Origin of the sequence: Saccharothrix saharensis, from assembly GCF_006716745.1 — a bacterium.
GTDB classification, from domain to species: Bacteria; Actinomycetota; Actinomycetes; order Mycobacteriales; family Pseudonocardiaceae; genus Actinosynnema; species Actinosynnema saharense.
This window is the reverse complement of sequence record NZ_VFPP01000001.1, coordinates 7,554,853-7,573,380: the sequence shown is the minus strand read 5'-3', so window position 1 is coordinate 7,573,380 and position 18,528 is coordinate 7,554,853. Positions and strand designations below refer to the sequence as shown.

The 18,528-nt window shown below is 68.5% G+C and carries 20 protein-coding genes and 4 tRNA genes; 15 read left to right on the top strand and 9 right to left on the bottom strand.

Features of this window, described 5'->3' with window-relative positions; genetic code table 11:
• Nucleotides 1–360: 360 nt before the first annotated feature.
• From FHX81_RS34590 to FHX81_RS42350, 4 genes are all read left to right on the top strand, one after another.
• A complete protein-coding gene (locus FHX81_RS34590) occupies nt 361–4,017 on the top strand; it encodes a CHAT domain-containing protein (RefSeq protein WP_141982704.1) in 3,657 nt (1,218 codons plus the stop codon).
• Between the two features lie 25 nt (nt 4,018–4,042).
• On the top strand, nt 4,043–4,447 hold the full coding sequence (locus FHX81_RS34585) for a hypothetical protein (protein WP_141982703.1): 405 nt from the start codon (nt 4,043–4,045) through the stop codon (nt 4,445–4,447).
• Entirely contained in the window at nt 4,444–5,385 is a 942-nt protein-coding gene (locus FHX81_RS34580; protein ID WP_141982702.1) for a hypothetical protein, read from the top strand. The genes FHX81_RS34585 and FHX81_RS34580 overlap by 4 nt, the downstream gene beginning before the upstream one ends.
• Before the next feature lie 212 nt (nt 5,386–5,597).
• Nucleotides 5,598–6,368, top strand: coding sequence for a hypothetical protein (locus tag FHX81_RS42350; protein WP_246108120.1), 771 nt, complete (start codon nt 5,598–5,600; stop codon nt 6,366–6,368).
• A 119-nt stretch (nt 6,369–6,487) separates the two neighbouring features.
• Here the strand turns inward: FHX81_RS42350 and FHX81_RS34565 are convergent, their stop codons facing one another.
• Complete coding sequence (locus FHX81_RS34565; protein ID WP_141982701.1) at nt 6,488–7,003, bottom strand: hypothetical protein; 516 nt, start codon at nt 7,001–7,003, stop codon at nt 6,488–6,490.
• A gap of 251 nt (nt 7,004–7,254) precedes the next feature.
• On the opposite strand from FHX81_RS34565, the gene FHX81_RS34560 reads away from it, so the two are divergent.
• A complete protein-coding gene (locus FHX81_RS34560; RefSeq protein ID WP_141982700.1) occupies nt 7,255–7,776 on the top strand; it encodes a hypothetical protein in 522 nt (173 codons plus the stop codon).
• Between the two features lie 626 nt (nt 7,777–8,402).
• Complete coding sequence (locus FHX81_RS41485) at nt 8,403–8,930, top strand: integrase core domain-containing protein (RefSeq protein ID WP_246108119.1); 528 nt, start codon at nt 8,403–8,405, stop codon at nt 8,928–8,930.
• Between the two features lie 132 nt (nt 8,931–9,062).
• Here FHX81_RS41485 and FHX81_RS34550 read toward each other — a convergent pair whose 3' ends face one another.
• The gene (locus tag FHX81_RS34550) at nt 9,063–9,512 is read right to left on the bottom strand and encodes a hypothetical protein (RefSeq protein WP_141982699.1); all 450 of its coding nucleotides are present in this window, start codon (nt 9,510–9,512) and stop codon (nt 9,063–9,065) included.
• A 394-nt stretch (nt 9,513–9,906) separates the two neighbouring features.
• Between FHX81_RS34550 and FHX81_RS34540 the strand changes: the two genes are divergently transcribed.
• A complete protein-coding gene (locus tag FHX81_RS34540; protein ID WP_170232280.1) occupies nt 9,907–11,082 on the top strand; it encodes a site-specific integrase in 1,176 nt (391 codons plus the stop codon).
• A gap of 116 nt (nt 11,083–11,198) precedes the next feature.
• Here FHX81_RS34540 and FHX81_RS34535 read toward each other — a convergent pair.
• The 3 genes from FHX81_RS34535 to FHX81_RS40935 form a co-directional block, all read right to left on the bottom strand.
• Nucleotides 11,199–11,270, bottom strand: a tRNA-Val gene (locus FHX81_RS34535).
• A gap of 49 nt (nt 11,271–11,319) precedes the next feature.
• On the bottom strand, nt 11,320–11,748 hold the full coding sequence (locus tag FHX81_RS34530; protein ID WP_246108118.1) for a TIGR02611 family protein: 429 nt from the start codon (nt 11,746–11,748) through the stop codon (nt 11,320–11,322).
• 313 nt (nt 11,749–12,061) lie between these two features.
• Entirely contained in the window at nt 12,062–12,244 is a 183-nt protein-coding gene (locus FHX81_RS40935; RefSeq protein ID WP_170232279.1) for a hypothetical protein, read from the bottom strand.
• A gap of 626 nt (nt 12,245–12,870) precedes the next feature.
• Here FHX81_RS40935 and FHX81_RS34520 point away from each other — a divergent pair.
• The 4 genes from FHX81_RS34520 to FHX81_RS34505 all read left to right on the top strand — a co-directional run bounded on the left by FHX81_RS34520 (nt 12,871) and on the right by FHX81_RS34505 (nt 13,719).
• Complete coding sequence (locus tag FHX81_RS34520; RefSeq protein WP_073893954.1) at nt 12,871–13,296, top strand: SsgA family sporulation/cell division regulator; 426 nt, start codon at nt 12,871–12,873, stop codon at nt 13,294–13,296.
• A 144-nt stretch (nt 13,297–13,440) separates the two neighbouring features.
• A tRNA-Gly gene (locus tag FHX81_RS34515) sits at nt 13,441–13,513 on the top strand.
• Nucleotides 13,514–13,571: 58 nt separating this feature from the next.
• Nucleotides 13,572–13,643: transfer RNA gene (locus FHX81_RS34510), tRNA-Cys, on the top strand.
• Between the two features lies 1 nt (nt 13,644).
• A tRNA-Val gene (locus FHX81_RS34505) sits at nt 13,645–13,719 on the top strand.
• A gap of 14 nt (nt 13,720–13,733) precedes the next feature.
• Here FHX81_RS34505 and FHX81_RS34500 read toward each other — a convergent pair.
• From FHX81_RS34500 to FHX81_RS42340, 4 genes are all read right to left on the bottom strand, one after another.
• Complete coding sequence (locus tag FHX81_RS34500) at nt 13,734–14,822, bottom strand: tyrosine-type recombinase/integrase (protein ID WP_425473901.1); 1,089 nt, start codon at nt 14,820–14,822, stop codon at nt 13,734–13,736.
• Nucleotides 14,819–15,088 (bottom strand): N-terminal phage integrase SAM-like domain-containing protein, encoded by a 270-nt coding sequence (locus FHX81_RS42345; protein ID WP_246108116.1) that lies wholly within the window; start codon nt 15,086–15,088, stop codon nt 14,819–14,821. The genes FHX81_RS34500 and FHX81_RS42345 overlap by 4 nt, the downstream gene beginning before the upstream one ends.
• A gap of 75 nt (nt 15,089–15,163) precedes the next feature.
• Nucleotides 15,164–15,484 carry a helix-turn-helix domain-containing protein gene (locus tag FHX81_RS34495; protein WP_141982696.1) on the bottom strand — a complete coding sequence of 107 codons (321 nt, stop codon included), beginning with the start codon at nt 15,482–15,484 and terminating at the stop codon, nt 15,164–15,166.
• A 113-nt stretch (nt 15,485–15,597) separates the two neighbouring features.
• Nucleotides 15,598–16,122 carry a hypothetical protein gene (locus FHX81_RS42340; RefSeq protein ID WP_246108115.1) on the bottom strand — a complete coding sequence of 175 codons (525 nt, stop codon included), beginning with the start codon at nt 16,120–16,122 and terminating at the stop codon, nt 15,598–15,600.
• A gap of 329 nt (nt 16,123–16,451) precedes the next feature.
• Here FHX81_RS42340 and FHX81_RS34485 point away from each other — a divergent pair, with 329 nt between their 5' ends.
• From FHX81_RS34485 to FHX81_RS34470, 4 genes are all read left to right on the top strand, one after another.
• Entirely contained in the window at nt 16,452–16,853 is a 402-nt protein-coding gene (locus FHX81_RS34485; protein WP_141982695.1) for a hypothetical protein, read from the top strand.
• Between the two features lie 115 nt (nt 16,854–16,968).
• Complete coding sequence (locus tag FHX81_RS34480) at nt 16,969–17,160, top strand: hypothetical protein (RefSeq protein WP_141982694.1); 192 nt, start codon at nt 16,969–16,971, stop codon at nt 17,158–17,160.
• A gap of 75 nt (nt 17,161–17,235) precedes the next feature.
• The gene (locus FHX81_RS34475; RefSeq protein WP_141982693.1) at nt 17,236–17,688 is read left to right on the top strand and encodes a hypothetical protein; all 453 of its coding nucleotides are present in this window, start codon (nt 17,236–17,238) and stop codon (nt 17,686–17,688) included.
• A 137-nt stretch (nt 17,689–17,825) separates the two neighbouring features.
• A complete protein-coding gene (locus FHX81_RS34470; RefSeq protein WP_141982692.1) occupies nt 17,826–18,512 on the top strand; it encodes a hypothetical protein in 687 nt (228 codons plus the stop codon).
• Nucleotides 18,513–18,528: the final 16 nt, after the last annotated feature.

The following is an 18,528-nucleotide window of genomic DNA, read 5'->3' as shown; positions in this document are numbered from 1 at the left end:
GTGCCGGCAGGCGCAGCTCGTGGGGGATCTTCTCCGGCGTCGCCCGGTACAGCCGCGACAACAACGCACCCGCGGCCATCATGGCCGTGTAGCGCTCAGGGCCGTCCGGCAGTTCCCGGTAACGCACCCAGTAGAGCCACCCGACCGCCTCCACCGCCGCGGGATCCGCGTCCGGGTCCGGAACGAGCCGCATCAGCTCGTGCAGCTCCGCCTCGACCTCCGCGCCCAGCACGACCGACGGGTCCCGCGCCGCACGGTCCAGCCGGCGTCGAACGGCCGCGAGCGCACGGTCTCGTGACGACACCCTTCCACAGTAGCGGGAAGCGCTAACGACAGGCGGGCCGCGGACGACAACCGATCATGCGCGAGGAACTCCTGAAGTCGATCAGAGCCCGCATCATGGAGTCCCGCGGCCCCTCTGATGCTGCCGCAGTCCTCGACCCCCGATCGCTGGTCGAGGCCGGGGACCTCATGCGGCTCGCCGTCGCGGAGCAGGACCCGCGCATGCACGACCCGGAAATCCTGATGTGGGTGGGGTTGCTGCACTGGGCCCGCTACCTGGCGTTGCCGAGCGGGCAGGACGGTCCGGACCTCCGCAGGGCGCTCGGGTTGTTCCGTATGGTGCGCGACATCGCGCCGGACCGGGTACCCCCGCAAGTGCGGGGGTACTTGGACAACGCGGCCGAGTTGCTGCTCGATCAGCGCGTGAACGAGTTGATCGCCAATGGGCGGGTGATGGCCGACAAGGGGGTCGCGCTGGGCGACCTGACCCTGGTCGACCGCGCGATCGGGCTGTTCGCCCTGGCGGTCGCGGAGCTGCCGGCCGGTCATCCGCTGCGGGCGGGGTGCCTGCACGACACCGGCCACGTGTGGCTCACCCGGTACCACAGCTCGGGCCTGGTGGCCGACGGTGAACACGCCTTGCCGCTGTTCCGGGAGGCCGTGGCGGCGGCCGACGACGACTCCCGGACGCACCTGCTCGCAGGCCTGGCCAATTGCGCCAGGATGCTCTTCGACCGCACCGGCTTGCCGGAGTACGCCGAGGAAGCCATCCGGGTGGGCCGGGAAGCCGTCAAGTCCGCAGCGCCGGACGACCCGCGCCGCGCGGGACCCCTCGGGGTCCTGGCGGTGGCGTTGCGGAGCCGGTTCGAACAATGGGGTGACCGCGCGGACCTGGACGAGGCGATCACCCTCTTCCGCACGGCGGCACGGGTCGCGGCGTCGCACGGCGACGATCCCGCGACGCACCGGAGCAACCTGTGCATCGCCCTGCGGATCAGGTTCAAGCACGCGGGCGACGCCGAGGACCTCCGGGAGGCCATCGCCGCAGGACGTGCGGCGGCCCGGGAGACCGCGGCCGACGCCACCCCCGACACCCGAGCAGCCAGGCTGTGGGCGTTGGGCGTGGCGCTCTCGGTCGGATATGAGCACTTCGGGGACGAGGACGACCTGCACGAAGCCACCGCGCTGGCCGAGGAGGTCGTCGCCGTGATGCCGGCCGGTCACGCGGAGAAGGTCAGGGGCCTGAACCTGTTGGCGCACCAGCTCGTGACGCGGTTCGAGCGCAGCGGCGAGGTCGACCTGATCGACCAGGCCGTGGAGTGCCACCGACGCGCGTCGCGGATCATGCCCGATGGGTATGCCGGGCGCGACACCGTCCTCACCGGGCTCACCTCCGCCCTGGTGCGGCGCTACGTGCGCTTCGGGCGTGTGGCGGACCTCGACGAAGCGGTGCGGGTGGGGCGTTCCGCCGTCGCGGCGTCGCGTCCGGGTTCCTCCAACCACGCGGCCTGCGCGGACGCGTTCTGCCGGGCGTTGACGTGGCGGTACCGGCACACCGGCGAGCCCGCCGACCTGGACGAGGCGATCGAGGTCGGTCGGCACGCCGTCCGGATGATCCCCCCGGGCCACCTGGACCGAGCCGTCCCGCTGACCACCCTCAGCAGGGCGCTGGTGCACCGCCACGGCATGCGCAACGACCCGGCCGACCGGCGGGAGGCCATCTCGTTGGCGCGGGAGGCGTTCGCCAGGATCGGTGCGACGCACGTCCTGTGGCCCAAGGTGGCGCGCCACCTCGCCAACGTGCTGGCGAGCAGGTCGGAGGGCTCCGCCGGCGATCGGGACGACCTCGCCGAAGCCGAGCGGCTGTGCCACACCGCACTGGCCCGTGCCTCCACGGGCGACGAACGCGTCGACCTGCTGGGTCTGCTCGGCAACATCGCCTTCGCCACGGCCGACGGGCGGCCGGAGGGGTTGGACCGCGCCGTCGACTTCCACCGGCAGGTGCTGGACCTGCTGCCGCCCGACATCCCGGGGCGCGCGGCCCACCACATGGTGATCGGGGCCGCCCTGCACCGCCGGTTCGTCGCGTCCGGCGATCCCGCGGACGCCGAGGCCGCCATCGCGGCGTACCGGGAGGCGGCCTCCGATCCACGCGACCTGCCGGCCGTCCGCGCCCGGGCGGCGCGGCACTGGGCCGTGTTGGCGATGACGCGCGGGGACCACAGATCGGCACTCGACGGGTTCACCGCGGCGATCGCCCTGCTGCCCGCACTGACCGGTCGCAGGCTGGACCGGGTCACCAGGCAGTCCCTCATCGCCGAGTGGTCCGGTGCGGCGGCGGACGCGGCGGCGTGCGCGCTGGTGGAAGGACAGCCGAAGCGGGCCGTCGAACTGCTCGACCACGGGCGTTCGGTGCTGTGGTCCGACGCGCTCCGGTCGCGGCAGGACCTCTCGACCCTCGCCGAACACCACCCCGAGGCGGCCCAACGACTCACCGAGTTGCGCACCGCGCTCGACGCGGCCGAGACCGAGGAGGCCGGACAGGCGGACCTCGGCGCCGGCTCGGCGGGGCGGCGACGCGACGAGCGGATGCGATTGGTGGCCGAGTGGGAGGAGCAACTCGCTCGGGTGCGGCGGTTACCCGGCTTCGAGCACCTCCTCCTGCCCACGCCGTTCGACGAGTTGGCCCGCGCCGCCGCCGGTGGCCCGGTTGTCGTGGTCAACACCAGCAACCTCCGCTGCGATGCGCTGATCGTCACCGCCGAAGGGGTCGACGTCGTGCCGCTGGACCTCGACCTGGACAGCGCGCTCCGCATGTTCAACACGCTGCTCGAGGCGATGGCGCGCTTGCCGGGAGGCGGCCTGGCGGAGGTCGCGGCGGCGCGCACGGTCCTCCGGTCGCTGCTGGCGGAACTGTGGCGGACGATCGCGCGGCCTGTGCTGGCGCGCCTGGGGCACCACGACGAACCCGGTGAGGACGTGTGGCCCCGCGTCTGGTGGTGCCCGGTCGGCCCGCTGTCCTTCCTGCCGATCCACGCCGCGAGCGGCGGCGGGCAGAGCGTGCTCGACCGGGTGATCTCCTCGTACACCCCGACGTTGTCGGTCCTGGCCTCGGCGCGAGCCCGCCCCGTGTCCGACACCACCCCGTCGGTGCTGGCGGTCGGCTTGCCCAAGACGCCGGGGCACGCGCCGCTGCCCGCGGTCGACGAAGAGCTGCGCGTGGTACGTGCACGGTTGGCGCCCTGGACGACACCCACCGTGCTGCGCGGCGCCGAAGCGACCCGCGACGCCGTCGAACGCCACCTCGGCGACCACGACTGGGTCCACTTCGCCTGCCACGGCCACCAGGACGTCACCGACCCCGGCAGTGGACAGATCCGGCTCTGGGACCGCACCCTCGCCGTGCGGGACGTGGACGCGCTGCGGTTGCGGCGGGCAGAGCTGGCCTTCCTGTCGGCGTGCGACACGGCGGTCGGCGGGATCCCGCTGATCGACGAGTCGATCACCCTCGCGACCGGCATGTCCGTGGCGGGGTACCGGCATGTCATCGCCACCCTGTGGTCGGCCGACGACGGCCAGTCCCCGGCGGTCGCCGATGTCGCCTATGCCACGCTTGTCGAACTGGGCGGCGTCGACGCGGCGCCCGTCGCGCTGCACCGGGCTACCCGGGAACTGCGCCGCCGGGTGCCGCGCCGCCCGGACGTGTGGGCCTGTTACGTGCACGTCGGCCCGTGAACCGTCACCACCGAGGAGTATGGGAGTGGACGTTCCCCTGGGATACGACCTGCTGGTCGACCCCGATCTGCCGCCGACCCTGCCGCGCACCACGGTCGACCTGCCCGCAGGCGCTCCGGTCACGACCGCCGCGGGGGCGTTGGAGCAGTTCCTGCGCCAGACCACCGGCCCCGCCGAGGTCGTCATCGCCGTGGAGGGACAACCCGTCGGCGCGACCTCGCGCGCGTTCATCGCGGCCGAGTTCCCCACCGCCACCCGCGCTCTGGGCGACGGCGACCGCGCCGCCCAGCCGGGGCAGTCCACCGCGTACCGCCTGATCCGCTTCGAGTGCGGCTCCTGCGACCGCGCCGTGTACCGCGTCTTCTACGACGAGCGGACCAACCCGGTCTGCGAGGAGGCCGGGCACGGCCGGATGCGGTTGGCACCATGAGCCCGTCCGACGTCGCCAAGTCCTCGCTCGACATCCTGTCGCTGCGGTTCTTCACCGTGAGCTTCCTGCCCACCTTCGCGGGTACGTGGTTCCTCCTGACGCTGGTGTGGGCGGGCGCGCCGGGCGGGCCCCCGGACTTCGGCCGCGCCTGGGCGACGACAGCCAAGCTCGGTCCGGGCCAGGTGCTGCTGATCGTGCTGGGAGTCGTCCTGATCGCACTGCTGCTCGCACCGCTCCAACTGGCCGCGGTCCGGGTTCTGGAGGGCCGCTGGCCCCGAGTCCTGCGGGCACTGGGCAGATCGTGGCAGTTGCGTCGCAAGCGACGGCTCGCGGCCGCCGCGCAACCCGACGAGTTGAACACGGACAAGCCACCCGGTCCGGAGGTCGTCCTCCGGGCAGGAGAGGCCGGAACTCTGCTGTCGCGCCGGTTCCCGGCCGACGACCACCTCGTCCGCGCCACGGCACTGGGCAACGTCATGACGGCCATGGAGGACACGGCGGGCCGCGCGTACGGGCTGGACGCGGTCGTGGCGTGGCCCCGGCTCTACCCCCTGCTGAGTGATCGCGTGCGTGCCCTCGTCGACGACCGCCGTGACGTGTTCGACGCCGGCGCGCGAATGACGGCCACCGCCGCCATGGTCACCATCGCCACCGCGGCTCTGCTCGTGCGATCGGGGTGGTGGCTGCTATTGGCCCTGGCGCCGGTTGCCGTAGGCGTCCTCGCTCATAGCGGAGCGTTGAGAGCGGCCGAGGCGTACGCCGAGACCGTGCACACCGCGTTCGACCTGCACCGCTTCGAGCTGCTCAAGGCACTCCACCTACCTCTGCCGGACACACCGTCGAAGGAAGTCGAACTCAACCGGGCACTGTGCGACCTGTGGCGGCAAGACGTCCCGTTCAACCACGCCTACCGCCACCCCGACGAGAAACCCGACTGAACCCGTCCGACGGACATGGGGGTTCCAGAACCGAGACGCTGAGCTGCGGTGATCGCGCACCGAGCGGTTCGTCGGCACCTGGTGCCGTGGCACGAGGTCGCAGTGCTGCGCCGGGCCATCCCTCGCCCGCGACAGGCCTGGGCCGAATCGCGCGGTGCCCACCGCATCGGTGCGCCGGCTCGCTCCCCCGACTGCCGCGCGAGCACCGAGTGGTGACACCGGGCACCTTTTTGCGCCGGCACCGGCGCCTGGTAGCGAAGAAGTGGACCTACCCGAACCGCACCGGACGCCCACCGATCGACGACACTGTGGCGGCGTTGATCGAGAGAATGGCCCGAGAAAACGCGGGCGGGGGCTACCGCCGCATCCAAGGCGAGCTGCTCGAGCTCGGACATCGGACAGCTGCCTCGACCATCCGCCGCGTGCTCAAGCGCCTGCGAATGCCGCCCGCGCCCCAGCGCGACACCGACACCTCCTGGCGACGATTCCTTCGCGCCCAGGCGGCGAGCATGTTGGCCTGCGACTTCTCCCACGTCGACTGCGCCGTCACCCTCGAGCGCGTGTACGTCTTCTTCGTGATGGACGTCGCCACCCGCTACGTCCACATCCTCGGCACCACCAACCCTGACGGGGCATGGACCACCCAACAAGCCCGCAACCTGCTCATGGACCTCGGTTACCGGGCCGACAGCTTCCGGTTCCTCATCCGCGATCGGGCCGGTCAGTTCACCGCCTCGTCCGACGCGGTCTTCTCCGCCACCGACATCCAGGTCGTGAAGATCCCACCACGGTGTCCGCGAGCCAACGCCCACGCCGAACGATTTGTCGGAACCGTCAGGCGCGAGTCACCGACCGCCTGCTCATCATCAACGAACGCCACCTGCGGACAGCGCTGGACCGCTACGCGACCCACTACAACCACCGCCGGCCCCACCGAGCACTGCAGCTCGCTGGCCACGTCCGGGTGTCGGACGGGACGGTGACCCAGACCCACCCGGCCGACATCGTCGTCACCACCGCGTCCTGGGTCGGCTGCATGCAGGGACGCGGGTACTAGCGGCCGCTCCGGTCTTGGCGGACGAGGTCGTGGAGCCGAACTCCGTCAGGAGCGCTGGATGGTGAGCGTGGTCGGTCCGGCCATGCTCGCCACTCCCGCGGTCAGGCACTGGAGGGCGTTCGGCGTCACCAGGCTGACCACCTGCACCGCCCCGGCCGGGGCGAACCCGCCGGAGGTGACGACCCCGGTGTTCGTGGTGACCACGGCAGCGCCCGCCGCGTTGGAAACGGCGTTGTACTGGAACTCGCTGGGGGCCAGCGTCCCACCCCAGGTGAACGTCCGCTGTGCCGCTCCGGAGTCGAACAGCGTCAGGCAGGACGCGGTCAGGCTGAACGTCTCCGCGTAGGTCCCGGTCACCGCGCCTGCGTTCGCGCACGAGGGGAAGACGCCGCTGACGGCGATCGTGGTCTCGCGCGGGGTGAAGGTCAGCGGCGGGTCGAAGGTGGTGACCTCGGTGCCCACGCAGACCTGCTCCACGGTCGCGGCCTGCGCCGGCGCGGCGGACAAGGCGCCTACCAGCACCACCACCACCGCGCCGCCGGCCAGTCGTGACAGCCTCATCAGAGCCTCCTCCGGGATAGGGCACACCATGACGGCGCAGGGTCCGCCCCGGAATCCTGAACTTCCTCGCGCCGATCGACTCCGCAGTTCTGCGGCACGCACCGAAGGACTCCGCGGACAGCGGTCCACCGCAAGCCTTTCAGCCGATTGAGGACCGAGGAGCGAGCCGCGAGACTCGGTCGCCGTGGACCGAGGTCTCCTCGCATGTCCGAGTGTCGTGCACGTCCGGTAGCCCACCCCGTGGAGGTGCAGTGCGAAGCATCCGAGGTCTGCTCATCCTGTCGGCGCTGATCACGTTGTCCCTGCTGTTCCCGCCGTCCTCCGCCCACGCGACTCCGGGCGATCTCACCTGCACAGAGAACGAGTCGGTGACCTACTCCCCTGGCCTGCTCACCACACCCCGGCCAGTGGACGTGAGCGTGCACAACGTCCTCTCCTGCACGTCCCTCACCGATCCGGCCGTCATAAGTGGGCATGTCCAGGCGACCATCCGCGGCCTCACCCGCTCGTGCAGCGATCTCGCGGCGTCGGGCAAGGGCTCGTACACGATCACCTGGCACACCGGCCACACCAGCACGATCGACTACACCCGGTCCGCCAACTACGTGCTGGGCACGCTGGTCATCGTGGAGAGCGGGACGGTGACCGCGGGCAAGTTCACCGGTGCCTCCACCACGCACATCGTCGAGTTGGCCAACCTCAACCTGCCGGCCTGTCTCACCGAACCCGGCCTCACCACGGCGGCGGGCATTGGCACCTACGTCTTCGCCTGAGGCTGTGCCTGCCGGTAACTTCATCCATGCTGGTAGAGGACGTACGAAGCCCAAGGGGAGTTGAGCGTTCGCGGGCACGGCTGCCATTCGCTGTGACGTCGACCAGCACGGCATGATGAGCGGCTGCTGCTCCGACTGGCTGACCTCGGCATGAACAACGTGTTCGCGCTGCTGCGCCTGTTACCCCATGAGCGATCGGGACAAGGACGTGGAGATCCTGGCGCTACGGCACCAAATCACGATCCTGAAACGCCAACTGGGTAACGCCCGTCTGCGGCTCTCTCCCGGCGACCGAGCGGTGCTCACGACACTGCTACACCGACTTCCGGCCGCCACACTTCGTCGGCTCCGATTGCCGGTGCGTCCGGAGACAGTGCTGCGATGGCACCGCAGCCTCATCGCACGCCGCCACGCGGCCGGCTCCCGCCCCAAGCGGCCCGGCCGACCACGGACCATCCGCTCGATCGGACTCGTGGTGCTGCGCCTGGCGCGGGAGAACCCCGCCTGGGGCTACCGCCGCATCACGGCGAGCTCCTCGCACTCGGCATCAAAATCGCCGCGTCCACCGTCTGGCAGATCCTCAACGACGCCGGAATCGACCCGGCGCCCGAATGCACCACGACGACGTGGTCGGCCTTTTCCACTCCCAAGCCGACGTGCTCCTGGCCTGCGACTTCTTCGAGACCTCCACGTTGAGCGGCACCCGCCTGTACGTACTCGCGGTCATCGAACACGCCAACCGCCGGATCCGCGTCCTCGGCACCAGCGCGCATCCCACCGCGGCCTGGGTCGCCCACGCCGCCCGAAACCTCGTCATGGACCTTCAAAGCGCGGGCAGCCCCGCACGGTTCCTGATCCGTGACCGCGACGGGAAGTACCCCCGCCCTGTTCGACGCTGTCCTCGTCGACGCGGCATCAAGGTCGTCCTCAGCGGAGTCCGCATCCCGCGGATGAACGCGATCATGGAACGCTGGATCCGCAGTTGCCGCCGAGAACTCCTCGACCGCACGCTGATCTGGAACCAACAGCACCTACTCCACACCCTGCGCGAGCACGAGCAGTTCTACAACCCCCACCGACCCCACCAAGGCATCGCCAACGCCCGACCACTACACCCCCACTGCCACCACCAGCCACCGACCAAGCAGCCATAGCCCACCTCGACATCCGCCGACGGCAACGACTGGGCGACATCCTCAACACCATGGTGAGCGCACGGATTGCCGGCCAGTGGTCAACGCCTCCGGCCGGCAAACTCGGCATTACGAACAGAAGTGTCTGATCGACTACCCGCAGGCCATATAGTCCCAGGCATAGGCAGGTCCACTGGTCCCGGAACTATAGGAAACGTGCAGCATTCTCCAAACAGTGACCCCGCAGGGCGACTTGAACAGACGGTCACCGCTGGTATGGATCGTCATCTGCTGCCCGGCGGCGAGCGTCACGGTGCCGCTGTCCTCCCAGTACCATTCTCCGTCATCGATGGAGTAATCGAGTGTCCAGGTGACCGTTCGGGCACTCGTGGCGGTGTTGATCAGGCCGAGGTATCCGCGGTGGAAACAGGAAGTATTGTCGCAGTTATATCGCACGCACGGCTGATAGCGGATCGGCCCGAAGTTTTGGGTGCCGCCGCACTTCGGCGAAGCCATGATCCCGGCATCGACCGTCGTCCTTAGTGAGGAGGTTTCGGTGGCGCTCGCGGTCCCGGTGCCGACTATGGCGATCGCTGTGGCCATGTATATCACAAATAGCATCCCGAGGATTGTCCTCAAATGAACACCTCTTCGTTCCTGTGCACAGTCGTCACCCCTCGGACTGCAAAGGTGAACCGCGCTTCCCAGTCTTGCCGGGCAACTGTAGGGCCGGTACGCGGCATCGGGAAGGGTGCTTTCGGGGCACGGCTTCATCCCTGTGAGTGTCAGAAGCCGGCCGCTGGCTGTGACCTGTCCGTTAGGTGGAGGGCACGTGCTGGTTGATCAAACCGCCGAAGATCGGCCGCAATGCACTCTCATGCCGCTGATCGCGTGCCCTGAGCGTGCTCATGCCGGACGGTGAGGGGTCGAGGTCCTGCCAGGGTCTGATGGTGGCACGTCAACGGCGGGCTCGCCCCATCTCGGTGTCGATGCGCTGTTGCTCGGCATCGCGGAGCTTCCGGTAATGCCAGCCCTGGTTCGGTCGCCGATCTTGTCGGCCGCTTCGGCGGCGGTGTGCAACACCACCAGGGGCAGGTCAGGCAAGTCGCGGGCCTGCCGGTCCGCCTCGACTGAACACCGTCTCGGCGAGCTCGCCCTCCGCCGCGCCTGCCAGCAGGAACAGTTCCTGCACGTACATCCGGCCCAACCCCACCTCCGACCACCCGGACACGCCAGCCAGGGCTCGCCGGCACTCGTGCAGCGCTTCCCGGGCGGCGTGGTGGTGGCTGGCCTGACGTTCCAGCCCAGCGAGGGTGTGCCAACCCGACGCCTACATCCTGCCCCGCTTCACCGGCACGGAGTGGGCGAGTTGTCGCGGCTGGTGATCAAGGCGTGGGCGAAGACGTTGCGGCGGTCGTTGAGCGAGCGCAGCGTCGCCGACGTCGTCGGGCTGTTGTCGATGATCCTGGGTGAGGCGGTCGACGAAGGCCTGTTCGGATCGAACTCGTGCCGCAACCCGCGACTCAACTCCGGTGACCAACCCGAGCGGCCGCACGCCGAGGCCGATGAGGTGACCGCGCTGGCCGAACGGACACCGGCCGGTAACCCCGTCCTGATCGTCACCGCGGCCTACACCGGCATGCGCTGGGGTGAACTGGCCGGACTGCAGTGGTCCCGGGTCGACCTGGACAAGCAGGAGATCCGCATCGACGCCCGCGACGGCGCGCTACACGAACCGCACGGCAAGCTGCACCTCAACCCGCCCAAGACACCGGCCGGCGTCCGCACCGTGCACCTGCCGACGTTCCTCGCCGAACAGCTGGCGGAGCTGGCGGTGCGCGAAGCCGACCGGGCAGTTCGTGTTCACCGGCCAGGACGGCGGCCTGCACCGCCGCTCCACTTCCGCCGACGGGTCTGGCTACCCGCGCTACAGGGCGACACGACGCTGGGGTGGGCACCGATCAAACCGCACATGCACTTCCACGACCTGCGCCACACCCCCAAGACCCGGCTCATCGAGGACGGCGTTACCGAAGTACTCCAGCACAAGAGGATCGGACACAAGTTCCGCGGCGTCATGGGCGTCTACTCCCACGTCACCCGGCCGATGGTCGACGCGATGCTCGCAGGACTCCAAGCCCGCTGCGAGCAGTATGGGAGCAAAACCCTGTGACCTCTTCGAAGCAACAACTGTGGTCAAGATCAGTTGCTCCCATTTTGCTCCCACAAACGATCAACGGCCCGCAGACGAAGATCGTCTACGAGCCGTTGACCACGTAAAACACACTGTGGGCGATACTGGGATCGAACCAGTGACCTCTTCGGTGTGAACGAAGCGCTCTCCCGCTGAGCTAAACGCCCTTATTCAGTTCCCGCTCCCGCTCTCGCGGTGTGGCCATAGCTTACAACATCATCCCCGCGAACCAAAAATCGGGCTCTGCAACCAGCTCCACTCCAGCCCGAACCAGCCGCCGACCAGCGCGAACGCGCCGAGCAGCCAGCACGTGACCGCCACGACCAGCCCGGTGGCGGCCAGCACGAGACCCTTCACCAAGAGGTTCTGCCGCTTCAGCCACGCCACCCACGCGTCGTAGTAGCGCTTGGCGAACCTCAGCACCCGGCCCGCCCACTCGAACTCGGTGGCCAGGATCGCCAGACCTGCGAAGACGACCAGCCAGCCGGGACCCGGGTACGGGATCATCAGCACGCCCGCGACCAGGACCAAGCCGCCGACCACGCCGACACCGATGCGGTAGGTCAGGTTCAGCGCGGGGTTGCGGCGGAACCGGTGGCGGTGCCCCGTCCCCTTGTCGGTGTCTTCGCGCTGTTCTGTGCTCATGCGCACATCATCGCTCATTCGTGGTTCACGCAGGGCTCACCTGGCCCGATGCGAGTACGGACGACGGTTGCGCCGGTGCCGTGCGGCCCTCTTGCAGCGAGATCCCGAAGCCGTGATGCAGTCACGCGTCCGCGGACCACGCCGGCAACCGGACGTTCCGAGTATCCGCCGCGACGTCGAATGTGGTCAATGCCACAAGTTCCACCTCGCTGATCCCCGACACCGAGTGAACCTGCCGCGTCGCGTCGTTGCCGGCAGGTCCGCCGGCATGGCTGCGACGGCGTTCACGCCTGACAGCAATGCGGTCACCGTGTCACCCGACACGCTCCGCAGCACGGCCCGACTCCGGGTCGACCGCGATCTCCAGCGCGCGCTTCAACCGCTCCGCACGCACGTCCCGCTGCGCCACCCGACCGTCCAGCTGGGTAAGCCGCAATCTCCGGCCGACCAACCGCCGCAGCGCGTCACGCACCTCCGCGCCGATCACTCCGGTCAACGGCGCGCTCTGGGACCTCCGTCGGTGTGACGTTGCGCTCGGAGACCTCGCCAGGCAAGGGCACACTTCGTCTACGCTGGGCCTTCTCGCGGCGGACCGCGTCGACCGCGCGGTGGCGCACCACGGTCACCAGCCACGTGCCAAGCCGCTGCGGGAGCCGTCGTAGGTCGCGGCGTGCGCCAGAGGGCCGGAGACGCCTCCTGGACGACGTCCCCGGCCAGGCCGGGATGGACGCAGATCCGCAGGGTCAGCCGGTACGAGGGCGTCGCGTGCCGGTCGTAGAGTTCGCCGAACGCGGGTGCGGTCACCCATCGTGACCCCGGCGGCGAGTTCCACGTCGGTCGTGCGGTGGCCGGTGTCGCGTCGTGAGGGTGGGCCAGCCACCAGAGAGGGCCCTCCGTCCAACATTCGCGCAACAGCCGGTACCGGGGTCAGGCCAAACCCAGCAAGATGGGTGGAGCCGGACCCAGTGGACACGGAACGCATCGAGGTGGTCGCCCAGTGGAGTTGTATGGGCCCGATCGGGTGATAAACCATCTGGAGTCGAGCGTTCCTCGCCACATATACGTCACAAGAAGAGAACTCGGTCGTTCCATTGGCCGGGAAGGGAGAAGAGGGTAACGACGATGCGCAACGACCACGTGACACTCCGCTCAACAGCGGTCTTCGACCTGCTGGCGCCGCGGACCCCGGCCGTCCCGGTGCAGGTGGAGCTTCGTTATGACACGAAAGACCCGTACGCGGTAGTCGCCGCGTTCCGCACCGGCCGCGCCGGCTGGGTGGAGTGGGTCTTCGCCCGCGACCTCCTCGCCGACGGCCTGATCGCCGACGCGGGTGACGGCGACGTCCGCATCCGCCCGGCCGCCGACGACCCCGAAGTCGTCGTGATCGAGCTGAGCTCGCCGTCCGGCCACGCCATGTTCGAGGCCTCGGCGCAGGAACTGGCCGACTTCCTCGACCGGACCTACGACGTCGTGGTGCCCGGCAACGAGCACCTGTGGGTCGACGTGGACGAGGCCCTGACCCACCTGATCTCCAACGACCTGACGTAAAAGCGCAGGTAGCGGGCCTGCCCGGGGATCAAGGGACCCCCGATTTGATCCCGCTGCGGTGCATGTAATAAAGTTCCTCTCGCACCGGGGAAGACCGGAACGACAAGCCCCAAAAGGGAAAGTTCCGCGATATCCACGGAGCATGCGGATGTAGCGCAGTTGGTAGCGCATCACCTTGCCAAGGTGAGGGTCGCGAGTTCGAGTCTCGTCATCCGCTCGGCAGAGGGCCCCTTGGGCTCAGGCCTGACTCCTGGGTGCTAGCCTTCAGGAATCACGGCGGAGTGGCCGAGTGGCTTAGGCAAGGGCCTGCAAAGCCCTGTACACGGGTTCGATTCCCGTCTCCGCCTCGGACGATTAGCTCAGCGGGAGAGCACTACCTTGACACGGTAGGGGTCACTGGTTCAATCCCAGTATCGTCCACCATAGATAAACGCAGGTCAGAAGCCCGGTCCTCGATCTTGAGGCCGGGCTTCTTGCATGTTGTGCAAGATCAAAGGCGATAAAAAGGCGATGGCACGCTCGGACGGTAGTGCTCGCAGGTCCGCGACTGCGGCCCGCAGGTGCGGGAACCATCCGATGATTGTGGCCAGTTCGTCGTCCCGAAGGGCCAGCAGCGATCCGAACCACCGTGCTTCCAGACCGTTGATCAGCTGTGCCTTCATGACGCTCGTCACATGGTCGTAGACCCGTGCGATCCCCTTCATCTTCTGCCCGAGCCGGGCTCGACGTGCGACCTGCGGCACGCCGTCCTCGACCATCCAGGTCGCGTGCGTGTGCCTGCCTTCGTGGAAGGTGATCCACGGCAGGATTGCCGGAGTGTGATCAGGAGCACTGGGTTGGTCGGGCTTGCGTCCGTCCCAGGCCGGCCGCCAGAACCGCTGTCGGAAGTTGCTCCGGCGGAGCAACGTGCCATCCGGCGAGGTGAACACGAACGGGCCGCGCTGGCTGTCGAGAAGTGTTTCGTAGAACACAGCGATGCTGGGCGGCAGCACGATCGGCCTCGTCCCCGCTGGAGTCTTCGTCCTGCCCCGTTTGCCTTTCGTACGTCGTGGAGTGACATGGCCCACGTCCGGCCTGGACGTCGGCCGGTCGTGCGACACCTCCGCACCAGCTTTGAACAGCTTTCCGCTGACCTCCTTCAGCGGATACCGGACGGTGATCGCCCGCCCCGCCTCGTCGTACTCGTGCCGCTCCTGCCCGACCAGCTCGCTCCACCGACCTCCGGTGTAGAAGTCGAGCAGGCACAGCGTGAACCCGGACAGGCCCATCTCCGACTCGTACAACCTCATGGCCGCCCGCAGCACCTGCACGGGTGAGGCGACCAGTCGCTCGTTCTCGAACTCACCACCGGTGACCCTCACGCCGTAGCAAGGGTTGGCGGGGATGATCTTCGCCCGAACACCAGCGTTGAGAATGGTCGAGAACGTGGCAAAGATCGAGGCGATGCTCGACTCGGCGTACTCCTCGTCATGAAGCCACGACAGCCACCGCTCGATCTCGACGTAGCCGTTGAAGATGCCGATCATCGCCACGCCTGCCACTGCGGAAGCAGGTGGTTGTCGAGGTAGGACCGGTACTTGACCTGCGTGTTGAGTTCGAGGCGTGGTGACACCGCCGCGAACCACTCCTCGGCGAACTCGCCGAACGGCGTCTCAGCGTCCCTCGGGTCGATCCACATGTTCCGACGGATCAGCGCCTCTTGCTCGGCGCCCCACTCTTCGGCGGCCTTCTCCGAAGGGAAACCCGCCTTGCTCCCCAGCTGCCGTCGGGCCGTTTGTACCGGGATCGCCACCCGTTCGATCCATCTGGTTGTCCGTATGCCACATCCGTCCCTTCCTTCTCCGGTTCGAGGAAGGCGCCACCGCCGTCAGGCGAAGTTCAGGCGCCTGCGCTGCGGCTTCTCCGACTGCTGGGTGAGCCGCAGGATCGCGCTGATGTCGCTGCGGGAGAACCGGTAGTGCTTGCCGAACCGGTGGTGCGACAGGCCCCCGGCCGCGGCCTGGTCCTTGAGCGTCCGCGGTGAGAGCTGCAGCAACTCCCCCAACTGCTCAGCCGTCAACAACGCAGCGGGATCGGCGGGCACCCGCTCGGCCCACGTTCGCGGGAGCGTCGTCAGCGCGGCGAGGCACTCGACGACCTTGTCCGGCGGCACGACACGCACGCGCTCGCCGGAATCAGCGATCTCCATACTTCACCCCCAAGCGATCAGCGCGCCGCCCACGACACGGCCGCGGGCCGCCGACGAAAAGTAGCGCCCTCTGCCCCGAACGGCCGATACTTCGATCGTGTCCGCCATCGCCATCACGCGGCCTCGTTGGCGTCGACCGACGCACCGGACCGGCAGGACCACGGCGAGCACTCGTCAGGGTCGGCCGCTTCCGCCGAATCGTCCGTGAGCAACGTGAGGTGACGTTTGCGCTTGGCCGGAGCGTCGAGGTCGACTTGGTCCAACGGGATGCAGGAGTGGTGGAGGAAGTAGCGGCCGTGGAGAGGTTGGCCTTGAGCGGTCGCGCGTAAATAGCCATTGCGGATGGCTTTGTCGAACTCGACCGCCTCGGGCCAGCCGGCGTTGCCGTGGAAGGGGCAGCCGACACACACCGACTTCACGGTGTCGGCGAATCCTCGTTCGGAGAGGTAGTCGAGGCAGGCTGCTCGGTCGAGACCGAGGTCGATCAGCGGGAACACGTTGCGCAGGAACCGCAGACCCGAATTTTCGGCGCGGATGAATTCGTCGGCGCTGATGCCGATCGCCTGTTCGGCGTACACGCCGCGCGGGACTCGTCGGGGATGCGGGTATCCCAGAAGTTCGCGGGCAGCTTTCTTCAAAGGCCCGATCTTGTATTCGTGTGTGCATTGCCTTCGTGCCAATCCACGTGATCCGTCAGAGTTGAGTGTGTGCAGGGGCATGGGGACGAATCGGTGTCCGGGATCGAGGGCATCCGTGCGGATGTTGCCTGCCGAAACCCGGTGCACAGGTATGCCCTTGGATTCGGCAAGGGTGCGGAGTCGGTTCAGGTTGGCTTATACGGCACGCGGCTCCCAGCCGGTATCGGCGAAGAGCGTGTGGTCGAACCGCGGGATCACGCCGTCGCAGGCGAGCAGTAGGACTGCGGTGCTTTGCACGGCCGCGCCGAGGGACAGTAGACGGAGGGATGATGTTGGCTCTGGTGGAGGAAGCCGAGCGGGCTGAGAGGCTGCGGGTTCGGGCTGTTGCGCGTGCTGGACGGGTGGAGCGACGGCGGAACCTGCGGGCGTCCGCGAACCCAGCGACCGCTGGCATCCTGGACGACCTCGATGTTCTCGACCTGGACCCGGCGGTTGACGTCGACGCTACGGCCGCGGCGCGGCGTCGGTTGACGACGGTTGCTGGTCGTGCAGCGGACCGGTTCGATGACCGGATCATCGACGAGCTGTTCGATGCGGTGGACGGCGTCGGGCTTGCCGAGCTGCCGGAGCCGCTGCGGCACCTGACGTCGCGGCGGCCGGAGTTCGCAGAGCGCCTGGTGGCGACTCGGCGCTGCGGACGGTCCCGACGCTGGGGGCCGGCCGCTGCGTGACCGACCACCCGGACTTGGTGGACGCGACGGTGGTCGATGATGCGGTCATCAGGGCGGTCGTGGTGTTAACGGGGTTGAAGACACGCGGTGACCATCACCGTCCGACCGGCGCAGCATGGTCGACCCCTACCCCGGCCACCTGCGCCGCCGTCTGGCGCGGCAACCCGATATCCCGATCCCCCACCTGCTCGCCGAGATCCGTGCCCTGGGCTATCTCGGCAGCGCCAACCTGCTAATCCGCTATCTGAAACAAGGCCGCGCCGAACCCGACCTCGTCCCGCCCTCGCCACGGCGCCTGGTCACCTGACTCACGAGCAAGCCCGAAAGCCTGCCTGAGCACCACCGCCGCCATCTCGACGACCTGACCACCAGCTGCCCACCCATGACCGCCCTCACACAACGGGTCCGCGAGTTCGCGAGGATCCTCACCCACCGCCGAGGCCAGGACCTCGACAGCTGGATCGAAGCGGTCCTGGGCGACGACCTGCCCGCCCTGCACCGCTTCGTCCACGGCATGCGCAAGGACAACGACGCCGTGACCGCCGGGCTGACCCCTGCCCCACAACAACGGCCCTACAGAAGGAGTCGTCAACAAGATTCCGCTGCTCAAGCGGCAGACCTACGGGCTGGCTTCGCCCTGCTGCGCAAGCGAATCCCTGCTCAACCAGTAGCAGCGGCGCAGTTCGACGGCCCTTCAGCTCGAACCGTTGATCATGCAATCAGCGACAGAACCGCTCGTTTGCCAGGCTTGAAGGGCCGCCTGCTGATCATGTTCGCCTGGCATCTGCAGGGACACGTATCGACCGTCGACCAATCGGGTGGGCCGAGCGGCTGAACGGGCGACCTGTGCGTCATATGACTCGAGAAGTGCGTGGGCTGATCCGTACAACTGCGTTCACCGGGTCTCACCGTGGGGTGAACGATTGCTGCAGGTGGCTGGATCTGAGTGCGGTTCGGCGGTGAGGAGTCGTGATGCAAGGGCGACCGGTCGGCGATGTGAGCGTGAAGATCGGCGGGAACGCCCACGGTCCGGTGGCGGCCGGTGTCGGCCATGTGATCCGTGTGAATGACGCCGAGCGCGATGCCGCGGTTGGGACCGAATCGGGTCGACGGCCCGATCTGCTGGCGGCGCATCGGGTCGTGGTGACCACGGACGTCCAGAGGTCCAGCTCGCGGAATAACGTCGGGCAGCGACGTATGCGCCGGGCGCTGGAGGAGTGCGTCCACGCTGGGGCTGCGGCGCTCGGAGTGGTTGAGGACAGTTTCGAGGTGGTCGACCGCGGTGACGGCGTGCAGGTCGTGATGCCGGAGGCAGTCACGCCGGTCGACGTCCTCGACACGTTCGTCGAGGCGGTCGCGAAGGCGCTGCGGGAGCACAACGCGGCAGCCAGTGACGGCTACCGGATCGACCTGCGGGCCGCAGTGCACGTGGGCTACGTCGATCGGGTGAGTGGTGAGTGGTCGGGCACCCCGTTGGTGCACGCCGCACGCCTGGCGGACGCGCCCGAAGTGAAGCGCGCGCTCGAAGAGGACGGCGACGCGTGCCTCGCGCTGGTGGTGTCGGACGCGGTGAAACGCGTCGTGGACGAGGGCTACTGCCGGATCGGGCCCGCCGGTTATCGCCATGTGGCGGTGCTCGTCAAGGGAGACCTCGGGTGATGCCTGGTGGCGGTTG

Excerpts from the sequence above, each read along its gene's own strand:
- FHX81_RS34590 (WP_141982704.1), top strand. The coding sequence starts at position 361 with ATGCGCGAGGAACTCCTGAAGTCGATCAGAGCCCGCATCATGGAGTCC.
- FHX81_RS34580 (WP_141982702.1), top strand. The coding sequence starts at position 4,444 with ATGAGCCCGTCCGACGTCGCCAAGTCCTCGCTCGACATCCTGTCGCTG.
- FHX81_RS34565 (WP_141982701.1), bottom strand. The coding sequence starts at position 7,003 with ATGAGGCTGTCACGACTGGCCGGCGGCGCGGTGGTGGTGGTGCTGGTA.
- FHX81_RS34550 (WP_141982699.1), bottom strand. The coding sequence starts at position 9,512 with ATGGCCACAGCGATCGCCATAGTCGGCACCGGGACCGCGAGCGCCACC.
- FHX81_RS34530 (WP_246108118.1), bottom strand. The coding sequence starts at position 11,748 with ATGAGCACAGAACAGCGCGAAGACACCGACAAGGGGACGGGGCACCGC.
- FHX81_RS34520 (WP_073893954.1), top strand. The coding sequence starts at position 12,871 with ATGCGCAACGACCACGTGACACTCCGCTCAACAGCGGTCTTCGACCTG.
- FHX81_RS34500 (WP_425473901.1), bottom strand. The coding sequence starts at position 14,822 with ATGATCGGCATCTTCAACGGCTACGTCGAGATCGAGCGGTGGCTGTCG.
- FHX81_RS34495 (WP_141982696.1), bottom strand. The coding sequence starts at position 15,484 with ATGGAGATCGCTGATTCCGGCGAGCGCGTGCGTGTCGTGCCGCCGGAC.
- FHX81_RS34485 (WP_141982695.1), top strand. The coding sequence starts at position 16,452 with ATGTTGGCTCTGGTGGAGGAAGCCGAGCGGGCTGAGAGGCTGCGGGTT.
- FHX81_RS34480 (WP_141982694.1), top strand. The coding sequence starts at position 16,969 with ATGGTCGACCCCTACCCCGGCCACCTGCGCCGCCGTCTGGCGCGGCAA.
- FHX81_RS34475 (WP_141982693.1), top strand. The coding sequence starts at position 17,236 with ATGACCGCCCTCACACAACGGGTCCGCGAGTTCGCGAGGATCCTCACC.
- FHX81_RS34470 (WP_141982692.1), top strand. The coding sequence starts at position 17,826 with ATGCAAGGGCGACCGGTCGGCGATGTGAGCGTGAAGATCGGCGGGAAC.